Annotated in this window: 18 protein-coding genes; 10 read left to right on the top strand and 8 right to left on the bottom strand. The window is 72.7% G+C overall.

Annotated features, from left to right (window positions below; translation table 11 throughout):
- Positions 1-100: 100 nt before the first annotated feature.
- The 5 genes from ACQP03_RS28310 to ACQP03_RS28290 form a co-directional block, all read right to left on the bottom strand.
- Complete coding sequence (locus tag ACQP03_RS28310; RefSeq protein WP_357134215.1) at positions 101-484, bottom strand: hypothetical protein; 384 nt, start codon at positions 482-484, stop codon at positions 101-103.
- Between the two features lie 116 nt (positions 485-600).
- Positions 601-909 carry a hypothetical protein gene (locus ACQP03_RS28305; protein ID WP_357174639.1) on the bottom strand — a complete coding sequence of 103 codons (309 nt, stop codon included), beginning with the start codon at positions 907-909 and terminating at the stop codon, positions 601-603.
- A gap of 15 nt (positions 910-924) precedes the next feature.
- A complete protein-coding gene (locus ACQP03_RS28300) occupies positions 925-2,583 on the bottom strand; it encodes a sodium:solute symporter family protein (RefSeq protein WP_357134219.1) in 1,659 nt (552 codons plus the stop codon).
- Between the two features lie 179 nt (positions 2,584-2,762).
- Positions 2,763-3,815, bottom strand: coding sequence for a hypothetical protein (locus ACQP03_RS28295; RefSeq protein WP_357174644.1), 1,053 nt, complete (start codon positions 3,813-3,815; stop codon positions 2,763-2,765).
- Positions 3,816-3,826: 11 nt separating this feature from the next.
- Positions 3,827-4,426, bottom strand: a complete 600-nt coding sequence (locus ACQP03_RS28290; RefSeq protein ID WP_357134259.1) for a hypothetical protein — start codon at positions 4,424-4,426, stop codon at positions 3,827-3,829.
- A 419-nt stretch (positions 4,427-4,845) separates the two neighbouring features.
- On the opposite strand from ACQP03_RS28290, the gene ACQP03_RS28285 reads away from it, so the two are divergent.
- The 7 genes from ACQP03_RS28285 (at position 4,846) to ACQP03_RS28255 (ending at position 13,446) form a co-directional block, all read left to right on the top strand.
- The gene (locus ACQP03_RS28285; RefSeq protein ID WP_433459070.1) at positions 4,846-7,293 is read left to right on the top strand and encodes a sensor histidine kinase; all 2,448 of its coding nucleotides are present in this window, start codon (positions 4,846-4,848) and stop codon (positions 7,291-7,293) included.
- On the top strand, positions 7,293-7,715 hold the full coding sequence (locus ACQP03_RS28280; protein WP_357134225.1) for a roadblock/LC7 domain-containing protein: 423 nt from the start codon (positions 7,293-7,295) through the stop codon (positions 7,713-7,715). Before ACQP03_RS28285 ends, ACQP03_RS28280 begins: the two co-directional genes overlap by 1 nt.
- Entirely contained in the window at positions 7,705-8,094 is a 390-nt protein-coding gene (locus tag ACQP03_RS28275) for a DUF742 domain-containing protein (protein WP_357134227.1), read from the top strand. Before ACQP03_RS28280 ends, ACQP03_RS28275 begins: the two co-directional genes overlap by 11 nt.
- Positions 8,075-8,677 (top strand): GTP-binding protein, encoded by a 603-nt coding sequence (locus ACQP03_RS28270; protein WP_357134229.1) that lies wholly within the window; start codon positions 8,075-8,077, stop codon positions 8,675-8,677. Before ACQP03_RS28275 ends, ACQP03_RS28270 begins: the two co-directional genes overlap by 20 nt.
- Before the next feature lie 113 nt (positions 8,678-8,790).
- The gene (locus ACQP03_RS28265) at positions 8,791-9,828 is read left to right on the top strand and encodes a lactonase family protein (protein WP_357134231.1); all 1,038 of its coding nucleotides are present in this window, start codon (positions 8,791-8,793) and stop codon (positions 9,826-9,828) included.
- Between the two features lie 165 nt (positions 9,829-9,993).
- Positions 9,994-11,748 carry a substrate-binding domain-containing protein gene (locus ACQP03_RS28260; protein ID WP_357134233.1) on the top strand — a complete coding sequence of 585 codons (1,755 nt, stop codon included), beginning with the start codon at positions 9,994-9,996 and terminating at the stop codon, positions 11,746-11,748.
- Between the two features lie 213 nt (positions 11,749-11,961).
- Complete coding sequence (locus tag ACQP03_RS28255) at positions 11,962-13,446, top strand: sugar transferase (protein WP_357134235.1); 1,485 nt, start codon at positions 11,962-11,964, stop codon at positions 13,444-13,446.
- A gap of 9 nt (positions 13,447-13,455) precedes the next feature.
- Here the strand turns inward: ACQP03_RS28255 and ACQP03_RS28250 are convergent, their stop codons facing one another.
- On the bottom strand, positions 13,456-14,586 hold the full coding sequence (locus ACQP03_RS28250) for a PP2C family protein-serine/threonine phosphatase (RefSeq protein WP_357174653.1): 1,131 nt from the start codon (positions 14,584-14,586) through the stop codon (positions 13,456-13,458).
- 96 nt (positions 14,587-14,682) lie between these two features.
- Here ACQP03_RS28250 and ACQP03_RS28245 point away from each other — a divergent pair, with 96 nt between their 5' ends.
- Positions 14,683-15,312 (top strand): MarR family winged helix-turn-helix transcriptional regulator, encoded by a 630-nt coding sequence (locus ACQP03_RS28245; protein WP_357134239.1) that lies wholly within the window; start codon positions 14,683-14,685, stop codon positions 15,310-15,312.
- 16 nt (positions 15,313-15,328) lie between these two features.
- On the opposite strand, the gene ACQP03_RS28240 is transcribed toward ACQP03_RS28245, so the two are convergent.
- Positions 15,329-16,999 (bottom strand): PP2C family protein-serine/threonine phosphatase, encoded by a 1,671-nt coding sequence (locus ACQP03_RS28240; protein WP_433459065.1) that lies wholly within the window; start codon positions 16,997-16,999, stop codon positions 15,329-15,331.
- 128 nt (positions 17,000-17,127) lie between these two features.
- A complete protein-coding gene (locus tag ACQP03_RS28235) occupies positions 17,128-18,366 on the bottom strand; it encodes an ROK family transcriptional regulator (protein ID WP_357134243.1) in 1,239 nt (412 codons plus the stop codon).
- A gap of 78 nt (positions 18,367-18,444) precedes the next feature.
- On the opposite strand from ACQP03_RS28235, the gene xylA reads away from it, so the two are divergent.
- Positions 18,445-19,632: a xylose isomerase gene (gene xylA / locus ACQP03_RS28230; RefSeq protein WP_357134245.1), complete on the top strand. Its 1,188-nt coding sequence runs from the start codon at positions 18,445-18,447 to the stop codon at positions 19,630-19,632.
- A 9-nt stretch (positions 19,633-19,641) separates the two neighbouring features.
- Complete coding sequence (xylB, locus tag ACQP03_RS28225) at positions 19,642-21,060, top strand: xylulokinase (RefSeq protein ID WP_357174662.1); 1,419 nt, start codon at positions 19,642-19,644, stop codon at positions 21,058-21,060.
- Positions 21,061-21,079: the final 19 nt, after the last annotated feature.

Below are 21,079 nucleotides of genomic sequence, written 5' to 3'. Positions count from 1 at the left end.
GGCAGTAGGTGAGGCACTGCCGGGGGCAGGTTTCCCCGGGGTCCCCGGTCCGACCATCACGGTCGGGCCGGGGACCCCCCTTTTCCGCGTCTGTCCCGGGTCAGGGCACGGTGCGTTCGATCGCCGCGCGGCCGTGTTCGGCCAGGTCGCGGCGGGCCTTGTCCAGGTTCTCCGGGGTGAGGTCCTGCCCACGGGCCATCACCAGGTCCTCCGGTTCCCAGGGCTGCTCGCCGCCGGTACGGATGTTGTCGCCGCCCGCGCCGGTGCCCGTCCCGGTCGCGCCGGTCCCGGCGGCGTACGGGTCGCCGATCAGGTCGTCGGTGTCCGGGGCAAGGTCCGGCTGCCGCTCGCGGGGTTCGGTGAAGGTCGGCGTGTCGCGGTCGGGGCCACCCCCGGTCCGCAGCTCCGGGACGGTGCTGTCGTCGTCCACCGCAGCGGCCGTTTGCGGGCTCTCCTCCAGCGGTCGGCGGTCGCGATCGGTCATGGTGCTGCCTCCTGTGTCCGACACGGTGCCTGATCCCCGCCGCGTACCCCGTGCGCGGGTGCCCATGCGCGGCACCGGCGCCGTCCCGGTGGACGGCGTCGGCGGCGGACCGGAGTTCAGTGGTCGGCTCGGGGCTCGTTCGCGGACGGCGCCTCCGCCGGCCGCAGCCACTGCCAGAGCAGCATGACCAGCCCGAAGGCGAGCATCACCAGGCCGGCCCACAGGTTGATGCGGACACCCTCGGCCTTGTCGATCTCGGCTCGACTGTCGAAGATGCCGATCAGCGTCACGATGATCCCGTACGCCACGAAGAGCCCACCGATCACGCGACGGATGTCGAACAGACGGGCGGCGGCGGAGCGGCGCTCCTCCGACTGCGTCTCGTCGATCAGCGGGTCCTGCGCCGGCTGGCCGTCGTTGCTCATCTGCCGACTCCTTTCCTAGAAGACCGGGATGTAGAAGAGTGCGGCCAGCGCGACCGCGACCAGGCCGAGCAGCACGGGGGAGCGGTACCAGACGGCGTCCCCGGCGAGCACGTCGCCCTTCAGGTCGACGCCGCCCATCCCGTAGACCAGCCCGCGCAGATCCTCGTCGCGCTTGGGCGCGGTGAGCGGGGTGAGGATGGCGGCAACCACCGCCACGGTGACGAACGCGATGCCGGCGCCCCAGAAGCTCTCCTCCAGGTCGGAGTTGAAGCCGATCACGCCGCCCTTGTAGAGCAGGTACGTCACCAGCGACGCCAGGGTGCCGAGCAGCAGCGACCAGAAGCCCGCGAGGGCGCTCATCCGCTTCCAGAACATGCCGATGATGAAGGTGGCGAACAGCGGCGCGTTGAACAGGGAGAAGAGCGCCTGGATGTAGTTCATGATGTTGCTGAACCCGGAGGCGATGAACGCCGTCCCGATGCCGATCACCACGGCCGCGACGGTCGCCCACCGGCCGATCCGCAGGTAGTAGTCGTCGGACCGGCCGCGCCGGACGTACGACTGCCAGATGTCGTAGGTGAAGACGGTGTTGAAGCCGCTCACGTTGGCCGCCATGCCGGCCATGAACGACGCGAGCAGGCCGGTGACCGCCACCCCGAGCACGCCGTTGGGCAGCAGGTCCCGCATCAGCAGCGGGATGGCGTTGTTGTACTGCAGGTCGCCGCTCTCCGCGCCGAGGCCCTTGACCGTCACCAGGGCGACCAGGCCCGGGATGATCGTGACCAGCGGGATGAACAGCTTCGGGTACGCGGCGATGATCGGCGTACGTCGGGCGGCGCTCATGTTCTTGGCCGACAGGGCCCGCTGCACCTCGGCGAAGTTCGTCGTCCAGTAGCCGAACGAGAGCACGAAACCGAGGCCGAAGACGATGCCGATCCACTGCGCGCCGAGGGGGTTGTCGGTGCTGGCGGTGTCCTGCCAGGCGTGTAGACCCGCCTCGCCGAGTTTCGAGTCGCGGACCGCGTCCATCAGCCCACTCACGCCGCCGACCTTGACCAGACCGATCACGGTGACCGGGATGAGGCCGGCCAGGATGACGAAGAACTGGAGCACCTCGTTGTAGATGGCCCCGGACAGGCCACCGATGGTGATGTACGCCAGCACGATCGCCGCGCCGACCACGATCGCCGTCCAGAGCGGCCAGCCGAGCAGCGCCTGCATGACCAGGGCCAGCGCGTAGAGGTTCACACCGGCGATCAGCACCTGGGCGACGGCGAAGCTGAGCGCGTTCAGCAGGTGGGTCGGCCGGTTGAAGCGCAACCGCAGGTACTCGGGGACGCTGCGGACCTTGGAGCCGTAGTAGAAGGGCATCATCACGATGCCCAGGAAGACCATCGCCGGCACCGCGCCGATCCAGTAGTAGTGGACCGTCATGACGCCGTACTGGGCGCCGTTGGCCGCCATACCGATGATCTCCAGTGCCCCGAGGTTCGCCGAGACGAAGGCGAGGCCGGTCACCCAGGCCGGCAGGGAACGGCCGGAGAGGAAGAAGTCGACGCTGGTCCGGATCGCCCGGCGGGCGGCGAAGCCGACTCCGAGGACGGTGACGAAGTACAGCGCGAGGATCAGATAGTCCAGCCCGTTCATGTTGAGCCGGAGGCCGCCGCCGTCCATCTCGTCACCCCTCGTCCGACGTGGGCACCGCATTCGATGCGCGCGCCCTATTACCCGCTCCGCGAGGTTTCACGCCTCTGCGTCGCCAGCGGTGTGTTCGCCCCCACTCGTGCGATGTCGGCGCGCGCGAAGGGGCGCCCCCACCCGTAGGCCGGAGCGCCCCTTGCGATCGTGTTGTTTCAGCGACCCAGAACGCGGTCCAGGAAGTCCCGGTAGTTACGGACCGCCATGCGCAGTTGCTCGGTGTCCGCCGAGCCGGCGTCCTGCCAGCCGCCCAGCGTGTTCTTCTGCGCCGCGAGCGCCGAGGCGAGTGCCTGAATGGCCTCCTCGACCAGGGCCTGCGCCTCGCCCGCCGCGGCGGAAGGATCGTCGACGAACCGTAGTTGCACGTCCCGCCAGCGGTCCCGGAAACCCTGTGCGGTGTCCCCGTCCAGGAGCGTGGCCGCGTCGGTGGCGACGGTCGAACCGGCGGGTCGCGAGGTGCCGGCCGACTCCAGTGAGGTCGAGGTGCCCTCGGTCGCGACCGGGTCGCCGTCCGCGTCCGGGTCCACCAGCTCCGGCGACGCGCTGCCGTAGCCGGCCGCGCCCGCCGTGGCCGCGTCCGGATCGCCAGCCCAGTCGGTCAGGTCGCTTCGACGCTCCGGCGCGCCCTCCGTGCTCCCCGGCACGACGACGGTTCGCGCGCTGTCGGTCCCGTCCCGTCGGTCGTCGATGTCCACGTCGGCCGCCTCGTCGGCGTCCGGTGTCGGGTCAACGTCGGTCTCCGCGAAGCCGTCGCGGCGGTGCAGTTCGGCGGTGGGGTCGGCGCGCAGGCCCTCCCGCTCGCCGTCCTCGGCGCCGTCGCCCGGCGCGGCGGTCCGCTCGGCCCGCGGGTCGGGCTGGTCCTGTGGGCGTGGGCTGGCCAGGGCGGACGCGGCCACCGCGTCGGCGACCGTGGTGGCGCCGAACGCGGTCGGCAGCGGACCCGGCTCGTGGAAGTCACCCTCGTCGTCGGCCCGGTCATGGCGAACGCTCGGATCGGTGCCATTGGCCCGCTCGTGGTCGGTGGTCGGGACGTCGTCGGCGCTCCGCTCGTCGCCGATGGTCGGATCGTCGAAGGTGCCCCGGTCGTCCAGGGAGTCCTCGGGTACGTCCGAGTGGGCGGCCCGGTCACCGGTCGGCGGGACCGGCACCGGCGCGGACCGGACGGCCTCCGGATGGTCGTTGCTCACCTGCTGCTCTTCGTGGCGCATCGGTGGCCTCCTCAGCGGCTCGTGGCGTCGTGCGGAGTGTCCGGGTGGGAACGCTGTTCGGGCGTGCGCTGACCGACGGGCTCTTCGCCGAGCAGGTCGGCGAAGAGGGCCCGGTAGTGCACGACCGCCTGACGCAGTTCCTCGGTGGTCGCCTCACCCCGCGAGTTGCGCAGGTGGATCTCGTGCGCGTCCCGGTAGTTGGTCAGGGTGCGGGCGTGCTCGACGGAGAGGTGGGCGATCTGGTCGGAGAAGTCTCCGGTCGGGTAGCCCTGCTCCTCGATGAGTCGGGTGACCAGTTCGTCCGCGTCGCCCACGGTCTCACCCGGCGAGTCGATGAAGCGGATCTGGAGCTCCTCCCAGGCGGCGGCGTACCGCGCCCGCGACTCCGGGCTGAGCGGGGTGAGCGTGAGATCGGCGTGCCGGCGCTCCCGGTCGCGTAGCTCACGCTCCGCGGCGGACCGGCTCTCCTGCTCCTGCACCACCCGGTCGTACTCCGGTCCGAACCGGCTCTGCAGCGCGCGGCGGCGACCGATCGTCCGGACGGCCACGGCGATCGCCGCGATGATCACCAGCACGACGAGCACGATGACGACTATCTGCGTGGGCGACATGGGCTCCTCCTTCGTCATCTGGTATTCCCTCCGCGTACTGATCGCCAATCCCGATCCGGGGGACTTTCCTCGCCGATCGCGGTCCGACCGTGGCGGTAGCTGACAGAAACCTGACTCATTCCAGATAGTCCGAGTGGGTGGACTGGCCCCCGTCGTACGGCATCGCCCCCGACGTCTGATCCTTTCCGGCCCAGCACCAGCGCCCGGGGGAGCGCGACAGCGGGGCGCTTCCCGTACTCGCGAGGGCGCGCTCCGCAGCCCGGATGCCGTCCGACGGCGGTAGTGCAACCGGGCGTGATTACGTATCCTGCCCAAGGCGCGCGCGCCGGTGCCCGGCCCGACGACCGGGTACGCGACCGGCGAGCGCGCTGCCCGGCGGTGCCGGCGCCCCTCCTGCCACCCTTGACGGGCGAGGTCTGATGAGAACCCGCGACTGGCCTATCCGCTCGAAGCTGACCGCATTGGTCGTCGCGCCGGTGTCCGCGCTCCTCGCGCTGTGGATCTTCGCGACGACGTTGACCTTCGGGCCCGCCCTGAACCTGCTCTCCGCGCGGACCCTCCTCTACGACCTGGGCCGCCCCGGCGAGGTGGTGGTGACCGAGCTGCAACGCGAGCGTCGTCTCTCGGTGGTGCAGCTCGCCGGCGACACCGAACTGCCCGCGTTGGCCGAGCAGCGCCTGCGTACCGACCGGGCGGTCGCCGAGCTGCGTCGCCGGGTCGACGGGGAGGCGCTGCGCTCCGCCGCCGACGACCTGCTGGAGGACCGCGTCGACCGGCTGGTCACCGCCCTGGCGGCGCTGCCGACCGGGCGGGACTTCATCGACGACGGGATGATGGACCGCGCGGGCGCGATCGGCCTCTACAGCGGCATGGTCTCGGCGGCCTTCCAGGCGTTCTCCGCCCTGGCGAGCCTGAGTGACCCCGGCATCAACCGGCAGGCGCTGGCCCTCACCACGCTGGGCCGGTCCCGCGAGCTGCTGGGCCAGACGGACGCGATGCTGGCCGGTGTGCTGACCGCCGGGAAGTTCGGCAACGGGGAGCACGCGCTGCTCGTGCAGACCATCGGCAACCAGCGATGGCTCACCGAGAGCGCGGTGGCCGACCTGCCCGAAACCGCGCGCGCCGCGTACCAGCGGCTCACCGAGAGTCCCGACTTCACCAGCCTGCGGGCCATGCAGGACGCGCTGATCGGCGCCAACCGGTCCGGTCGGCCACCGGTGGACGCCGCGGCGTGGCAGGCCAGCCACGACGCCGTACAGCAGGAGTTGCGCGACTTCGAGCTGGCCGAGGCCGACAACCTCACCGACCGCTCGGTGCCGATGGCGGTCGGGATCCTGGTCCGACTCGCCGCCGCCGGGGTGCTCGGTCTCGTCGCCGTGGTGGTCTCGGTGCTGGTGGCGCTGCGGGTCGGCCGCACCCTGGTCCGGCGGCTCAGCGGAGTCCGTACCGCGGCCCTCGAACTGGCCGAGCACCGGTTGCCCGACGTGGTGGCCCGGCTGCGTCGCGGCGAGCACGTCGACGTCGCCCGGGAGGCGCCACCCCTGGAGTACGGCCACGACGAGATCGGCGAGGTCGGGCGGGCCTTCACCGAGGTGCAGCGCACCGCCGTCCAGGCGGCCGTGGACGAGGTCACCCTGCGCCGGGGGCTCAACGAGGTGTTCCTCAACATCGCCCGCCGCAGCCAGGGCCTGGTGCACCGGCAGTTGCACCTGCTGGACCGGATGGAGCGACGCGCCGAGGACCCGGACGAGCTGGCCGAGCTGTTCCAGGTGGACCACCTGGCCACCCGGCTCCGCCGGCACGCCGAGGACCTGGTCATCCTGGCCGGCTCCGCGCCGGGCCGGGGGTGGCGCAACCCGGTCGCGATGGTCGACCTGGTCCGCGGGGCGATCAGCGAGGTCGAGGCGTACGACCGGGTGGACATCACCGTCGTACAGCCGGCCGGTGTGCTGGGCCGGGCGGTGGGCGACATCATCCACCTGCTCGCCGAGCTGGTCGAGAACGCCACCGCCTTCTCCCCGCCGGACACGCGGGTGACCATCACCGGGGAGCAGGTCGCCGACGGGTACGTCCTGTCGGTCACCGATCAGGGGCTGGGCATGTCTGCCACCGCGCTCGAGAACGCCAACACCCGGCTGACCAGCTCGCCCGAGTTCGATCCGGCGCAGAGCGCCCGCCTCGGTCTGTTCGTGGTGGCCCGGCTGGCGGCGCGGCACTCCGTACGCGTGCGACTGCGGTCCCCCGAGGACGGCGGCGTCACCGCCGTGGTGCTGATCCCCACCGACCTGGTCACCGCCGAGCCACCGGCCGGCCCCGATCCGGCGTCGCTCGACGCCGCGCCCGGTGACCGGCGACTGACCCGACCCGTACGCCGGACGACGGCGCCCCGGTCGCGCGCCGGTCGTACCACCTCGGCCCCGCTCGTCACCAGTGACCCGCCCACCCTCGTTCTGCCCACGGGCCCGGCGTCCGATCTGCCGGCCGCCACGGACGAGCCGCCCTCCGACGGGGCGGCGGACGACCTGGAGGGGCTGCCCCGGCGGGTACGGCGACGTACCCCCAACGCCCTGCCCCGGCCCACCGCCGCCGACACGCCGTCGCCCCGCTCGCCGGAGGAGGTACGCCGGGTGATGGCGTCCCTGCAGGCCGGCACCGCCCGGGGTCGGGCGACGGTGGTCGCCCCGGCGGGCCCGACCCACGCCCCCGCGCCTCCGCCCTCCGCAGCGCCGGCGATCCCGGCCGCTGCGCCGACGGCGGTCCCGGCTCAGCGATCCGTGGCGACCCCGGAGACCGGGTCCGCCGCCGATTCGGGATCCTCCGCGCCCCCGAAGGCCATCGAACCGACAGTGACTGAGAGGGACGCCTAGTGCGGGAAACGACGAAGCAGAGCGCCAGCCTCGACTGGTTGCTCGACGAGCTGGTGCAGCGGGTGCCGGCCGCCCGGGAGGCGGTCGTGCTCTCCGCCGACGGACTACTGCTCGGCTCCTCGGCCGAGTTGGAACGCGCCGACGCCGAGCACCTCTGCGCGCTCGCCGCCGGCTTCTCCAGCCTGGCTCGGGGCGCGAGCCACCACGTGGACGGTGGCCCGGTCCGGCAGACCGTGGTGGAGATGGAATCGGCGTACCTCTTCGTCACCACCGCCGGCCAGGGCGCCTGCCTGGCCGTGGTGAGCGACGCGGACGCGGACATCGGCCTGGTCGCGTACGAGATGGCGATGCTGGTCATTCGGGTGGGGGAGAACCTGACCGCGTCGGCCCGACCGCCCGCGGACGCCGGTGATGCGGGCTGAGCCGCCCGGCCCCCAGCACGAGTGGCTGGACGGCGACGCGGGCCCGGTGGTCCGCCCTTACACGCTCACCGGCGGCCGGGTGCGCTCCGCCGCCGGTGGCTTCGACCTGGTCGCGTTCGTGTTGGCCGCCGCGGACGTCGACCCGGCGGCCCAGCCGCAGTTGCCGCCGGAGCACCGGCGGTTGGTCGCGTTGGCCGGTCACCCGGTGTCGGTGGCCGAGCTGGCGGCCGAGCTGGACCTCGCGGTCGGCGTGATCCGGGTGCTGCTGGGCGACCTCCTCGCGCAGGGCCTGGTCGCGGTGCACGAGCCGCCGGCCAGCCGCGATCTTCCCAACGACGACATCCTCAAGGCGGTGGTCAGTGGACTCCGTGCGCTATGACCAGGCGGGCTCAGCCCTCACCGTTCCGCTGGCACTGAAGATCCTCATCGCGGGGGGCTTCGGCGCCGGCAAGACGACGCTGGTGAGCGCGTTGAGCGAGGTCCGGCCGTTGCAGACCGAGGAGGTGCTGACCGACGCCGGCATCGGCACCGACGACCTCTCGGGGGTGGAGGGCAAGACGACCACCACCGTGGCCATGGACTTCGGCCGGATCACCATCAACGACGACCTCCAGGTGTACCTGTTCGGCACCCCCGGCCAGGACCGGTTCTGGTTCCTCTGGGACGAGCTGGCCTTCGGCGCGCTCGGCGCGGTGGTGCTCGCCGACACCCGGCGGCTGGCCGACTGCTTCCCGTCGATCGACTACTTCGAGCAGCGTGGCATCCCGTTCGTGGTGGGGGTGAACTGTTTCGAGGACACCCGTCGCTTCGACCTGGAGACCGTACGCCGAGCGCTCGACCTGGACCCGGACGTGCCGATGGTGCTCTGCGACGCCCGGGACCGGCAGTCCGGCAAGCTGGTGTTGATCTCCTTGGTCGAGCACGTGGCCCGGCAGCGCGGCGAGCCGGTGGCGGCCTCCTGAACCGTCACCGCGGGTCCGGCGGACCGCGCCGGCGTCGAAAAGCCGGTTAGCCGGTCGGCTTCCTGGGCAGCTCTGGTTGGATCTACTCCAGGATGTCGGCAAAGGGGTGCAGCGTGACTGGTCCGGGCGAGATCGTCCACATCGGGGGTTACACCGCGCAGAGCGGCGGGCGGGCGGACGGCATCGTCGCCGCACGCCGTGACCCGGCCACCGGAGCACTGACCCCGCTCGGCACGGTGGCGGTCACGCCGTCGCCGTCGTTCCTCGCGCGGCACCCCACGCGGCCGGTGCTCTACGCGGTCAACGAGTTGACCGACGGTCTGGTCAGCGCCTGGCAGGTCTCCTCGGACGGCGCGTTGGACGCGCTCGGCAGCTTCTCGACCGGCGGCGCCGAGCCCTGCCACCTGGCGGTGCTGCCCGACGGTGGGCACCTGGTGGCGGCCAACTACGGCAGCGGAAGCGTCGCGGTCTTCCCGCTCGACGAGCAGGGCGTGCCCAGCGAGCGCACCGATCTCGTGGTGCACGAGGGCCACGGCGCCGACCCGGAACGCCAGGAGCGGGCGCACGCCCACATGGTCTCTCCGGGCCGTGACCGGGAGCCCCTGCTGGCGGTGGACCTCGGCACCGACTCGGTCTACCGGTACGACCTGGACAACGCGAGCGGGCGGCTGGTGCCGCGCGGACCGCGGATGCGTACGGCGCCGGGCGTCGGGCCCCGGCACCTGGCCCGTCACCCCGACGGCCGGCGCTGCTACCTGGTCGGCGAGTTGGATGCCACGGTCACCGCGTACGAGCTGTCCGAGGACGGGTCACTGCACCAGCGTGGCCGGGTCGACGCCAGCGGGCGGACCGGTCACGTGCAGCCCTCGGAGGTCGCTGTCGACCCGGACGGGCGTCTGCTCTACGTCGCGAACCGCGGTATCGGCACCATCGCCGTCTTCGACCTGACCGGTGAGCTGCCCGCGCTGGTGTCCGAGGTGGACACCGGCGGGGAGTGGCCGCGACACTTCGCGCTGATCGGCGAGCATCTCTACGTCGCCGACGAGCGGGCGGACCTGGTGCGGGTGTTGCGACGTGACCCGAGCACGGGCGTACCGGCTCCGGTGGGTGAGCCCGTACCGCTGGCGAGCCCGACGTGCGTCCTGCCGTGAGCGGACGGAATGACGGAAGCGAATGCGAGAGCGCGACAGGTTTGGCAACGCCGTGGGGCCGATTCATCACTCTCTGTTGCTAAATGGTGATCAACTGTTTCTCCTGCGTAACTTTAGTCCGAACGGATGTGGCAGAGACGGCACCTAATACGCAAGATGGTCAGCGTGTCTGCAGGTCGCCATCGAATGCGTTCGAAACTCCATCTAGCAGCCGCCGCCGCGACGGCGACGGTTCTCGTCGTCACCACCGGCGTCTGGTTCGGTTACAAGGAGCTGATCCAGCCAAGCTGTTCAGGGGAGATCCGACTCGCCGTGGCGGTCGCCACCGAGCTCGCGCCCGCGGTGGACGCCGCCGCCTCGCAGTGGGTGAAGGACGGCGCCGCGGTCGGCCCCACCTGCATCCGCGTCGATGTCTCGGCATCCGACCCGGTTGACGTGGCCGCCGTGGTGGCCGCCAAGCACGGTGCCGTACTCGCCGGCGTCGGCCAGGCCAGCGGCACGGCCGTCACCCCGGACGTCTGGGTGCCGGACTCCTCGACCTGGCTGCTGCGTCTCAAGAAGGACGCCACGGCGTTCGCGCCGACCAACGGCGCCTCCATCGCGCGCAGCCCCGTCGTCGTGGCGATGCCCGAGCCGGTGGCGACGCGGCTCGGCTGGCCCAACGCCAAGTTCACCTGGGCCGATCTGCTCAAGCAGGTCAACAGCAGCAAGCCGTTGCGGACCGGGATCGTCGAGCCGACCCGGGACGCGGCCGGGCTGTCCGGCCTGCTCTCGCTGACCACGGCCGCCAGTGGCGCGGGCGGCGACGCCCAGCGCAACACCGTGGGCGCGCTGCGGGCGCTGGCCACCGGTCGCTCCTCGCTCCGCAACGACCTCCTCGCCCGCTTCCCGACCGCCACGGACCCGACCTCCATCGCGAGCGCTCTCGGTGCGGCGGCGCTGTCCGAGGAAGACGTGATCGCGTACAACAGCAAGAAGCCTCCGGTGCCGCTCGCCGCGCTCTACATGGAGCCGGCGCCGATGCCGCTGGACTACCCGTACGCGGTGCTGCCCGGCATCGAGCCGACCAAGGCGGCGGCGGCGAAGGTGCTGTACGAGCTGCTCACCGCGCCGAAGTTCCGGGACCGCCTGGCGGCGCAGTCGCTGCGCGGGCCGGACGGCAACTGGGGTGCCGGCTTCAACGCCCCGCAGGGCGCGCCGAGCCCGGCCGGTGGCGCGTCGACCGCCCCGGCGGCCGGCGGCACCGCGGCGGGCGGGTTGGACCCGGCCGCGATACAGCGCGTTGTGTCCAGTTGGTCGATCGCCACCCAGTCCGGCCGGATGCTCGCCGTCATCGACGTCTCCGGCTCGATGAAGGACGAGGTGCCCAGCGCCAACAACCGCAGCCGGGAGGAGGTCACCGTCGACGCGGCCCGGCGCGGCCTCGGGCTCTTCGACGACTCCTGGTCCATCGGTCTGTGGACCTTCTCCACGAAGCTGGTCGGCAACCGCGACTACCGGGAACTGGTGCCGATCGGACCGCTCTCCGGCCAGCGGGCCCAGTTGGAGGGGGCGCTCGCCACCGTCAAGCCGTCCAACGGTGACACCGGCCTGTACGACACGATGCTGGCCGCGTACCAGGCGGTGCAGGAGGACTGGCAGCCCGGCCGGGTCAACTCGATCGTGCTGTTCACCGACGGCAAGAACGAGGACGACAACGGCATCAACCAGCAGCAGCTGCTCGCCAAGCTCAAGCAGATCGCCGATCCGGAGCGGCCGGTGCAGGTCATCATGATCGGTATCGGAGAGGGCGTCAGCAAGGCCGAACTGGAGTCGATCACGAAGGTGACCGGCGGGGACGTCTTCGTCACCAAGGACCCGAGCGAGATCGGCAGCATCTTCCTCACCGCCATCGCGCGGCGTCCGCCAGCCCCGCGCTGAGCCGCCACTGAGCAAATGGAACCCGCCGTACCGGCTCACCGGTACGGCGGGTTCCTTTTGTGGCCAGGGGATTGAAGAAAAGTGACGGCAATACGTCGGAAGCAATCGGCAGTCATAGTTGTCAGGGCAGGATGTCGACGTGTTCCGGCAATATCGGTCCGCCTTCGGCCCGACCCGTCGGCCGGGGCCGTCCTGAGCAGAGTGGGAGGGCCGGTGACGACCGCGACACTGTTGACCCCCGCGGACACCTCGGCGCCGCCGAGGGACCGTCCGAGCGGATTGGTGGCCCGTGCCGACGAACGTTCCTACATCCGGGTCCTGGTGGTGCTGGACACCACCGTCCTCATCATCGCGCTGCTCGTGGGGTACGTCGGCAGGTTCGGTGACGAGGAGCCGGTCGGCTCCAAGATCCCGTACGTGCTGGTGGCTCCCGGCCTGGTCCTGGCCTGGCTGATCTCCCTCAAGGCGCTCGGCTGCTACGACGACCGCGTCGTCGGCTACGGGGCGGACGAGTACCGACGGGTCAGCTCGGCGAGCCTGCGACTGGCCGGCGCGATCGCCATCGCCGGCTACATCGCCGACGTCGGCGTCTCCCGGGGTTTCCTCGGCATCTCCTTCGCGGTCGGTACGGTCGGTTTGGAGGTGACCCGGTTCGCGGCGCGCAAACGGCTGCACCGGGCCCGCTCGAAGGGCGCCGGCTGGTCCCGCCGGGTGCTCGTCGTCGGCGACACCGCACACGTCCTGGAACTGGTGCACACCCTGCGCCGCGAGCCGTACGCGGGCTACCAGGTGGTCGGCGCGTGCATCCCCGACGCGCTGCTGGCGCCGGTGGCGCAGCGGCTCGGTGACGTACCGGTGGTGGGGTCGTTCCGGGGCATCCCGGAGGCCGCGACCGCGATCGGCGCGGACACCGTGGCGGTGACCGCCTCCGGTGAGCTGACCGCGGCCCGACTGCGTCGACTCGGCTGGCAGTTGGAGGGGACCGGCGTCGACCTCGTCGTGGCCCCCGCGCTCACCGACGTGGCGGGTCCGCGGATCCACACCCGCCCGGTCGCCGGGCTGCCCCTGATCCACGTCGAGGCGCCGGAGTTCCGTGGCGCGCGCAAGCTGGTCAAGGGTTTCGTCGACCGGTCGATGTCGTCGGTCGCCCTGGCGCTGCTCCTGCCGCTGATCGCGGTCATCGCGTTGGCCATCAAGCTGGACAGCCGGGGGCCGGTGTTGTTCCGGCAGGTCCGGGTGGGGCGGGGCGGGCAGGAGTTCGGGGTGTTCAAGTTCCGGACGATGGTGATCAACGCCGACGCGCTGCTCGCCGAGTTGGTGGCCCGGAACGAGACCGACGGCCTGATGTTCAAGATGCGCGACGACCCTCGGGTGACCCGGGTCGGCCGGCTGCTGCGCAAGTGGTCGCTGGACGAGCTGCCACAGCTGGTCAACGTCCTGCTGGGCCAGATGAGCCTCGTCGGGCCGCGTCCGCCGCTCCCGTCCGAGGTGGCCCGCTACGACGGCGATGTGGCCCGGCGACTGCTGGTCAAGCCCGGCATGACCGGGCTGTGGCAGGTCAGTGGCCGGTCCGACCTCAGTTGGGAGGACGGCATCCGGCTCGATCTCTACTACGTGGAGAACTGGTCGCTCGCCGCCGACCTCACCATCCTCTGGAAGACCGCCGGGGCGGTGCTGAACAGTCGCGGCGCGTACTGACCGTCACGCTCACGGCTGCGGGCCGGTCCAGTCCAGGCAGACCACCACGGCGTCGTCGACGAGGTCGCCGGCCACGAAGGCGCGCAGGTCGCCGAGGAGCGACCGGACGGCGTCCAGCGGCTCCATCGGGCCCGTCCGCCGCAGGAACCGGTCCAGCGCCGACTCGCCGTAGCGGATGCTCTGCCCGGTGGCGTCCACGACGCCGTCGCTGACGACGAACAGCCGGTCACCGCGTTCCAGCGTGAACGTCTGCTCGTGGTAGTCGGTCGCCTCGAACATGCCGAGCGGGAACTGCGCCTCCAGCGGCTGTTCGGTGACCTCACCCCGACGCAGGAGGACGAGCCGTGGCGAGCCGGCGTCCACCACGGTCATCGTCCCGGAGCGCAGGTCCAGCTCCATCAGCAGCGCGGAGAGGTGCCGCTTGCCCCGGTACTCGTCGTAGATGGCCTGGTCGGCGAGGGCGGCCTGATCGCCCAGGCCGAGGCCGGCCCGGCGGGCGTTGCGCAGCGCGTGGGTGGCCAGCGACGTGAGCAGCGATGCCGCGACACCCTCACCGCTGCCGTTGACCGTGGAGAGCCAGAGCCGTTCCCCGTCGTCGGACCAGTCGAAGCTGTCACCCCGCACGGCGTACGCCGGTTCGAGCTGCCCGGCCAGGCTGAACGAGGGGCGGACCCGGCTCCGGCCGGGCAGCAGGTCCCACTGCATCTCGGCGGCCAGGGTGAGCCGCTGGCTGCGTCGGGCCACGCTGTAGACGTCGGTTCCGGGGGAGACGGCGGCCACCTCGTGCGCGAGCGAGGTGGCGATGTCGGCCAGCGCGGCGAGCACCGCCGGGTCGTCGACCACCGGCGCCAGGCGCAGGACGCCCCGGCGTTCGCCGCGCATGGTGACCGGAAACCAGGCGACGCCGTCGACCAGGACGGGCGACTGGTGGTCGAAGGCACGCCAGGCGGGGTGGCCGGCGCCCCGGAGAGAGTCACCTTCGGTGAGGGGCAGCAGCTCCGCGAGGCGGTAGTCGACCTGGTACAGCTCCGCCTCGGAAATCCCGTACGCCTCGTCGAGAACCGTGCGGATCCCACCCACGAGACGGTCGGCGGGTGTCTCGTTCAGGGTACGCCGTGCCCGATTGACCGGTTCGCTCATCAGGCCTCTTTCATCCGAGCTCGACCACCTCTGGGTTCGGAGTAGTCTCGGGCCACCATGGCCGAACACAACGGTCCACCGGACCCTGCGACGAGTATGGCTGCCGCATTGGACGCGGCGGCGGGTGCCCTGCTGGGCGTCTGGGATTCCGCCCGCGAGGCGACCGCCAGCCGGGTGTCCGGCGCCCAACTACGGGCGGTGATGGTGGTCGAGCAGTACGACGGGATCAACCTACGCCGGCTCGCCACCCATCTGGACATGTTGCTGAGTTCCGCCAGCCGCCTGTGCGACAGGTTGGTCGCGGCGGGCATGCTCGAGCGTGAGCCGGGGCGCTTCGACCGACGGGAAATCTCCCTGCACCTCACCCCGGAGGCCCATCGGCTCCTCGCGGAGCTGCGTAACGACCGTCAGGAGCGGCTGGCCGCCGTGTTGGCCGCGATGAGCCCGGCGGGTCGCGCCGCGCTGGTGAGCGGGGTGCGGGAGTTCGACGAGGTCGCCCGCCGGCAGCGGGCGCGGAGCGGGCCGGACGACGGGGACTCGCCGGGTGGGCGAGACGAATGGCCGCAGGACCCGGACCGGCCCGACGGCCCGGCGCGCAAGTCGTCGGAGCACCCGGACCGGCCCAGCCGAGGGGTGTGGCAGGGCGGGGCGGCAGGACCGGAGCGGACGGTGGGCCCGCCCCGCGACTGGTCCGCCGGCGAGCCACCGGTGGCGCGGACCGCCTGACGGTCGAACGCAGGGTTCAGGCCGGTGTCGACGCGCACACCGCCAGCATGGCGATGTCGTCAGGGGCCTGCCCGCCCACCCACTCGTCGACCACCTGGAGCAGCCTGTCGACCAGGGCCGCCGGAGGCAGACCGGCCGCCGCGGCGAGTGCGCCGCGCAGCCGGCGTTCGCCGAACTTCTCCGCGTGGGCCGGGCCGCCGCTCGCCTCGGTCACCCCGTCGGTGTACGCGAGGAGCAGATCGCCCGGATCGAGGTGCACCCGTACCTCGGTGAACCGGGCGTCGGTCAGCGCGCCGACCGGCATACCGCCGACCGGGACGTCCGTGACGGAACCGGCGGCGGTGACCAGCAGCGGCGCGGGGTGGCCGCCGCCGGCGATGCGGAGATCCACCCCCGTTGGTCCGTGCTCCATCCACCCGAGCAACAGGGTGGTGAGCTGGCTGCGCCGTGCCGCGTCGGGCGCGTCGAACAGGGTGCGGTTGAGCAGGTGGATCAGCTCCAAAGGGCGCTGCTCGACGAGCCGTAGCGTCTGTAGCGACTGACGGACCCGCCCGGTCAGCACGGCCGCGCCGACGCCCTTGCCGGACACGTCGCCCAGCGCGAACAGCGCGCCGCGCGGGTGCGGGAACACCTCGTAGAAGTCCCCACCGATGCGCAGTGTGTCGCCCGCGGACCGGTAGCCGCCGGCCATGCGTACGCCGGGCACCACCGGCAGCTCCGGCGGGAGCAGGCTGGTCTGCAACACCCGGGCCAGGTGGGCCTGCTCGCCGTACAGCTCGGCGGCGGCCAGCGCCGCGCCGGCCCGCGTGGCGAATTCACGGGCCAGCTCCCGGTCGCGGGAGTCGAAGTCGGCCCGCCCGGCACGGCGGACGAGCAGCAGGGCGCCGGCCGGGCCGCCGGGGCCGCGCATCGTGCTGACCAGCGCCGCGCCGGGCCGGCCGAAGCTGGGCGGAAGCAGGGCGGTCAGCCCGGCGACGTCGGCGTCCGGCCAGGGGGTCGGCTCGCCGAGGTCGCCGTCGAACGCCGCGCCGAGATCGGGGACGAAATCGGTCAGCTCCTCATCGGCCACCCCGGTCACCGGGGCCGGCTCGTCGTCGGCGTACCGCGTGAAGCGGGGGTGCGGCTCGGCCGGCGCGGGCGGGCGGAGCAGCGCCACGGCGGCGTCGGCCAGGTACGGCACGGCGAGGGTCACGGTGGTACGGAGTGTCTGGTCCCGGTGCAGCGAGAGTCCGAGCCGGCTGCCGGCCTGGGCGAGGAAGGCGGTGCGGGAGCGTTCGGCCAGCAGGGCGTCGGTGCGGGCGTGCTCCTCGGTGACGTCGCGGACGTACCAGGCGTACCGGTTGCCGGCGAGCTGCCGCCGGGCGCCCCGCAGGTGGCGGCCGTGGTGCTGGGCCTCGAACACGGCCGTGCCGTCGCGGACGGCTCGGGCCAGCGCCGCCACCGCGCAGCCGGACAGCTCGACGCCCGCGACGATCTCCGGGAGCAGCTCGACCGTCCGGGCGTTGACCAGGGTCACCCGGCCGGCCGCGTCGGTCGTCAGCACCGCCTCGGCGAGCCCGTCGAGCAGCTCGCGGGCCAGCGGTGGGTCGGCGGGCAGCCCCCTGCCGCCGTGCCGGGTCGGACGGCGCGACGTCTGCCCGTCTCCGCCGACCGGACCGGCCGAGCCGCCCCGTTTGGTCGTGGTCACCGCCCGACGCCGACCTGCGTCCGACGACCTGTACGCATACTGCTCCCGGGCTCCTCGTCCGCCGATCGTTGCTCGACGGCAAGGATACCGAGCGGCACCGACGCACGCCCAGACCGCGTCGTCGGTGGTCAGCCGGCGCGGTTCAGCCAGCCGGCGGGGCGGGCGACGATCCGCCGTACCACCGATCCGGCCGCGCCCACGGCGGCGGCCTCCGGCCCGAGGGTCGACGGTCGGACGGTGACCGGTGACCAGGCGGCGGTGAGCACCCGGGCCTTGATCTCGGCGAGCACCGGTGGGCAGAGCCAGGGGGCGAGCGGGGCGTACCCGCCGCCGAGGACCACGGTGTCCAGGTCCAGCAGGTTCACCACACCGGCGACCGCCACCCCGAGGGCGGTGCCGGCGTCGTTCAGGGCGCGCAGCGCGGCCGGCTCGCCGGCCTCGGCCAACTCGGCCAGGCGGGCCGTCGCGGTGTCGGCGGGTAGCTCCGCCCGCACCAGTCCGGCAGCGGCCACGATCGCCTCCTGACCGGCGTACTGCTCCAGGCAGCCGCGCCCACCGCAGCGGCAGGGCCGCCCCTGCGGGTGCACCGGCAGGTGCCCGATCTCACCGCTCCAGCCGCGTACGCCCCGGAACAGCGCGCCGTCCAGGACGATCCCCGCGCCGATGCCGACCTCGCCGGAGATGTGCAGGAAGCTGGCCGGGCCGGGCGGTCGGGAGTGCAGCTCGCCGAGCGCGGCGAGGTTGGCCTCGTTGTCCACCACCAGGGCCGGTACGTCCGGTACCCGATCGGTGAGGGGTGGGTGCGCGCTCAGCAGCTCGGGCACCGGGACGTCCCGCCAGCCGAGGTTCGGCGCGAGCCGGACCTGTCCGGAGTCGTCGATCAGGCCGGGTACGGCGAGCGCGGCCCCGGCGAGCGTGAGGCCCTGCCGGGCCGCGTCGGCGCGGGCCTGCCGGGCCAGGTCGACGAGGCGGGCCAGGGCGTCCTCGGGCGCGACGGGGCGCAGATCGGCGCGGTGCACGGTGCGGTGGCGGACCTGGCCGGCGAGGTCGACGACGCATACCGTCAGATAGTCGACGTTGACCTCGAGCCCGAGCCCGGCCGGACCCGTGTCGGCCAGGACCAGTCCGCGTGCCGGGCGGCCGGCGCCGGCCCGGGGCGCCGGCTCGGCCTCGCTGACCAGTTGGCCCGCGAGCAGGTCCTCGACGACCGCGGAGACGGTGGCCCGGGTCAGCCCGGTGGCGGTGGCCAGGTCGGCGCGGGACGGGGGTCGGTCGGCGGCGGCGATCCGGCCGAGGACCAGGGCGAGGTTGAGTTCGCGCAGGCTGCCCTGACGGGCCGCGCCGACCGGGGCGTGGGTGGGGCTCACCCCTTGACACTGCCATAGGGCGGGCAAATAATTCAATCGCTGAACAAATACCTGACACCACCATCCCGGAGGTCAACCATGGCACCTCGTCCCACCCCCGCCGACAAGTTCTCCTTCGGGCTCTGGACCGTGGGCTGGCAGGCCCGCGACCCGTTCGGCGACGCGACCCGCCCCGAGCTGGACGCCGTCGAGGCGGTGCACCGGCTCGCCGAGCTGGGCGCGTACGGCATCACCTTCCACGACGACGACCTGATCCCGTTCGGCGCGGACGCCGCGACCCGCGACCAGCACATCGCGCGGTTCCGCAAGGCCCTCGACGAGACCGGCCTGGTGGTGCCCATGGTCACCACCAACCTCTTCACCCACCCGATCTTCAAGGACGGCGGCTTCACCAGCAACGACCGCGACGTCCGCCGCTTCGCGCTGCGCAAGGTGCTGCGCCAGGTCGACCTGGCCGCCGAGCTGGGCGCGAGCACCTTCGTCATGTGGGGTGGCCGCGAGGGCTCCGAGTACGACCTCGCCAAGGACGTCCAGGCCGCCCTGGACCGCTACCGCGAGGCCGTCAACCTGCTCACCCAGTACTCCATCGACAAGGGCTACAACCTGCGCTTCGCGCTGGAGCCCAAGCCGAACGAGCCGCGCGGTGACATCCTGCTGCCGACCATCGGGCACGCGCTCGGCTTCATCTCCCAGCTGGAGCACCCGGAGCTGGTCGGCCTCAACCCGGAGGTCGGGCACGAGCAGATGGCCGGGCTGAACTACGCCCACGGCATCGCCCAGGCGCTCTGGCAGGGCAAGCTGTTCCACCTGGACCTCAACGGCCAGCGTGGCATCAAGTACGACCAGGACCTGGTCTTCGGTCACGGTGACCTGATGAACGCGTTCGCCCTGGTGGACCTCCTGGAGAACGGCGGCCCCAACGGCGGTCCGACCTACGACGGTCCCCGGCACTTCGACTACAAGCCGTCGCGTACCGAGGACATGGACGGTGTGTGGGCGTCGGCGGCGGCGAACATGAGCACGTACCTGCTGCTCAAGGAGCGTGCCGCGGCGTTCCGCGCCGACCCGGAGGTCGTCGAGGCGCTGGCCGCCAGCAAGGTTGGCGAGCTGAGCACGCCGACGCTGGGCGACGGCGAGGGCTACGAGGAGTTCCTGGCCGACCGCTCCGCGTTCGAGGACGTCGACGTGGACGCGGTGGCCGCCCGGGGCTTCGGCTTCGTCCGGCTCAACCAGCTCGCCGTCGAGCACCTGCTCGGCGCCCGCTGAGGCCCCGCCATGCCGCTGGTCGCGGGCGTTGACTCGTCCACACAGTCCTGCAAGGTGGTCATCCGGGACGCGGAGACCGGCGCCCTGCTCCGGCAGGGCCGGGCGCCGCACCCGGACGGCACCGAGGTCGACCCGGAAGCCTGGTGGCAGGCGCTGCGCGGCGCCGTCGACGAGGCCGGTGGGCTGGCCGACGTCGCGGCGGTCTCGGTCGCCGGCCAGCAGCACGGCATGGTCTGCCTCGACGAGGGCGGCCAGGTGGTCCGTCCGGCCCTGCTGTGGAACGACACCCGCTCCGCCGACGCCGCCGCCGACCTCGTCGAGGAGGCCGGCGGCGGCGCGGCGGGGCGTCGCTTCTGGGCCGACGCCACCGGCAGCGTGCCGGTGGCGAGCTTCACCATCACCAAGCTGCGGTGGCTGGCCCGGCACGAGCCGGAGCAGGCCGCCCGGGTGGCCGCCGTGTGCCTGCCGCACGACTGGCTGACCTGGCGGCTGGCCGGCGCGCCCGGCCTGTCGGCGCTGCGGACCGACCGGGGGGATGCCAGCGGCACCGGCTACTGGTCCCCAGCCACCGGCACCTACCGTCCGGACCTGCTGGAACGGGCGTTCGGCCGGCAGCTCGTGGTGCCCGAGGTGCTCGGCCCGGCCGAGTCGGCCGGTCGGCTGACCGGGGAGTGGGGTGACGCCCTGCTGGGGGCGGGCACGGGCGACAACGCCGCCGCCGCGTTCGGCGTCGGCGCCGGCCCTGGCGACGTGGTCGTCTCGATCGGCACCTCCGGCACCGTCTTCAGCGTCGCCGACGTTCCGGCCGCCGACGACAGCGGTGCCGTGGCCGGCTTCGCCGACGCGTCCGGTCGCTTCCTGCCGCTGGTGTGCACGCTCAACGCCGCGCGCGTGCTGGACGCCGCCGCCACGATGCTCGGCGTCAGCCTGGACGAGCTCGCCGAGCTGGCCCTCTCCGCCCCGGCCGGTGCGGACGGGCTGGTCATGGTGCCCTACCTGGAGGGCGAGCGGACGCCCAACCGTCCGCTGGCCACCGGTGCCGTACACGGCCTGACCCTGCGCACCTCGACCCCCGCGCACCTGGCTCGGGCCGCCGTGGAGGGCATGCTCTGCGCCCTCGCCGACGGCCTGGACGCGCTGACCGCGCAGGGGGCCACCGTCCGCCGGGTCATCCTGGTCGGCGGCGGGGCACGGTCGGCCGCGGTCCGCCGGATCGCGCCGCAGGTCTTCGGCTGCCCGGTCGTCGTGCCACCCGCCGGGGAGTACGTCGCCGACGGGGCCGCCCGCCAGGCCGCCTGGGTCGCCCTGGGCGGTCCGACGCCACCGCAGTGGGACGTCAAGGGCACCGAGGAGTACGCGGCGGAGCCCGTCCCCGCCGTCCGTGACCAGTACGCGGCGGCTCGGTCACTGGTGCTCGACCGGCGCTGAGCGTCGGGTCGACCGGGTG

Source organism: Micromonospora sp. CA-248212 (assembly GCF_050948405.1).
Lineage (GTDB): Bacteria > Actinomycetota > Actinomycetes > Mycobacteriales > Micromonosporaceae > Micromonospora.
The sequence above is the reverse complement of the archived record's forward strand: the minus strand, read 5'-3'. Positions and strand labels throughout refer to the sequence as shown.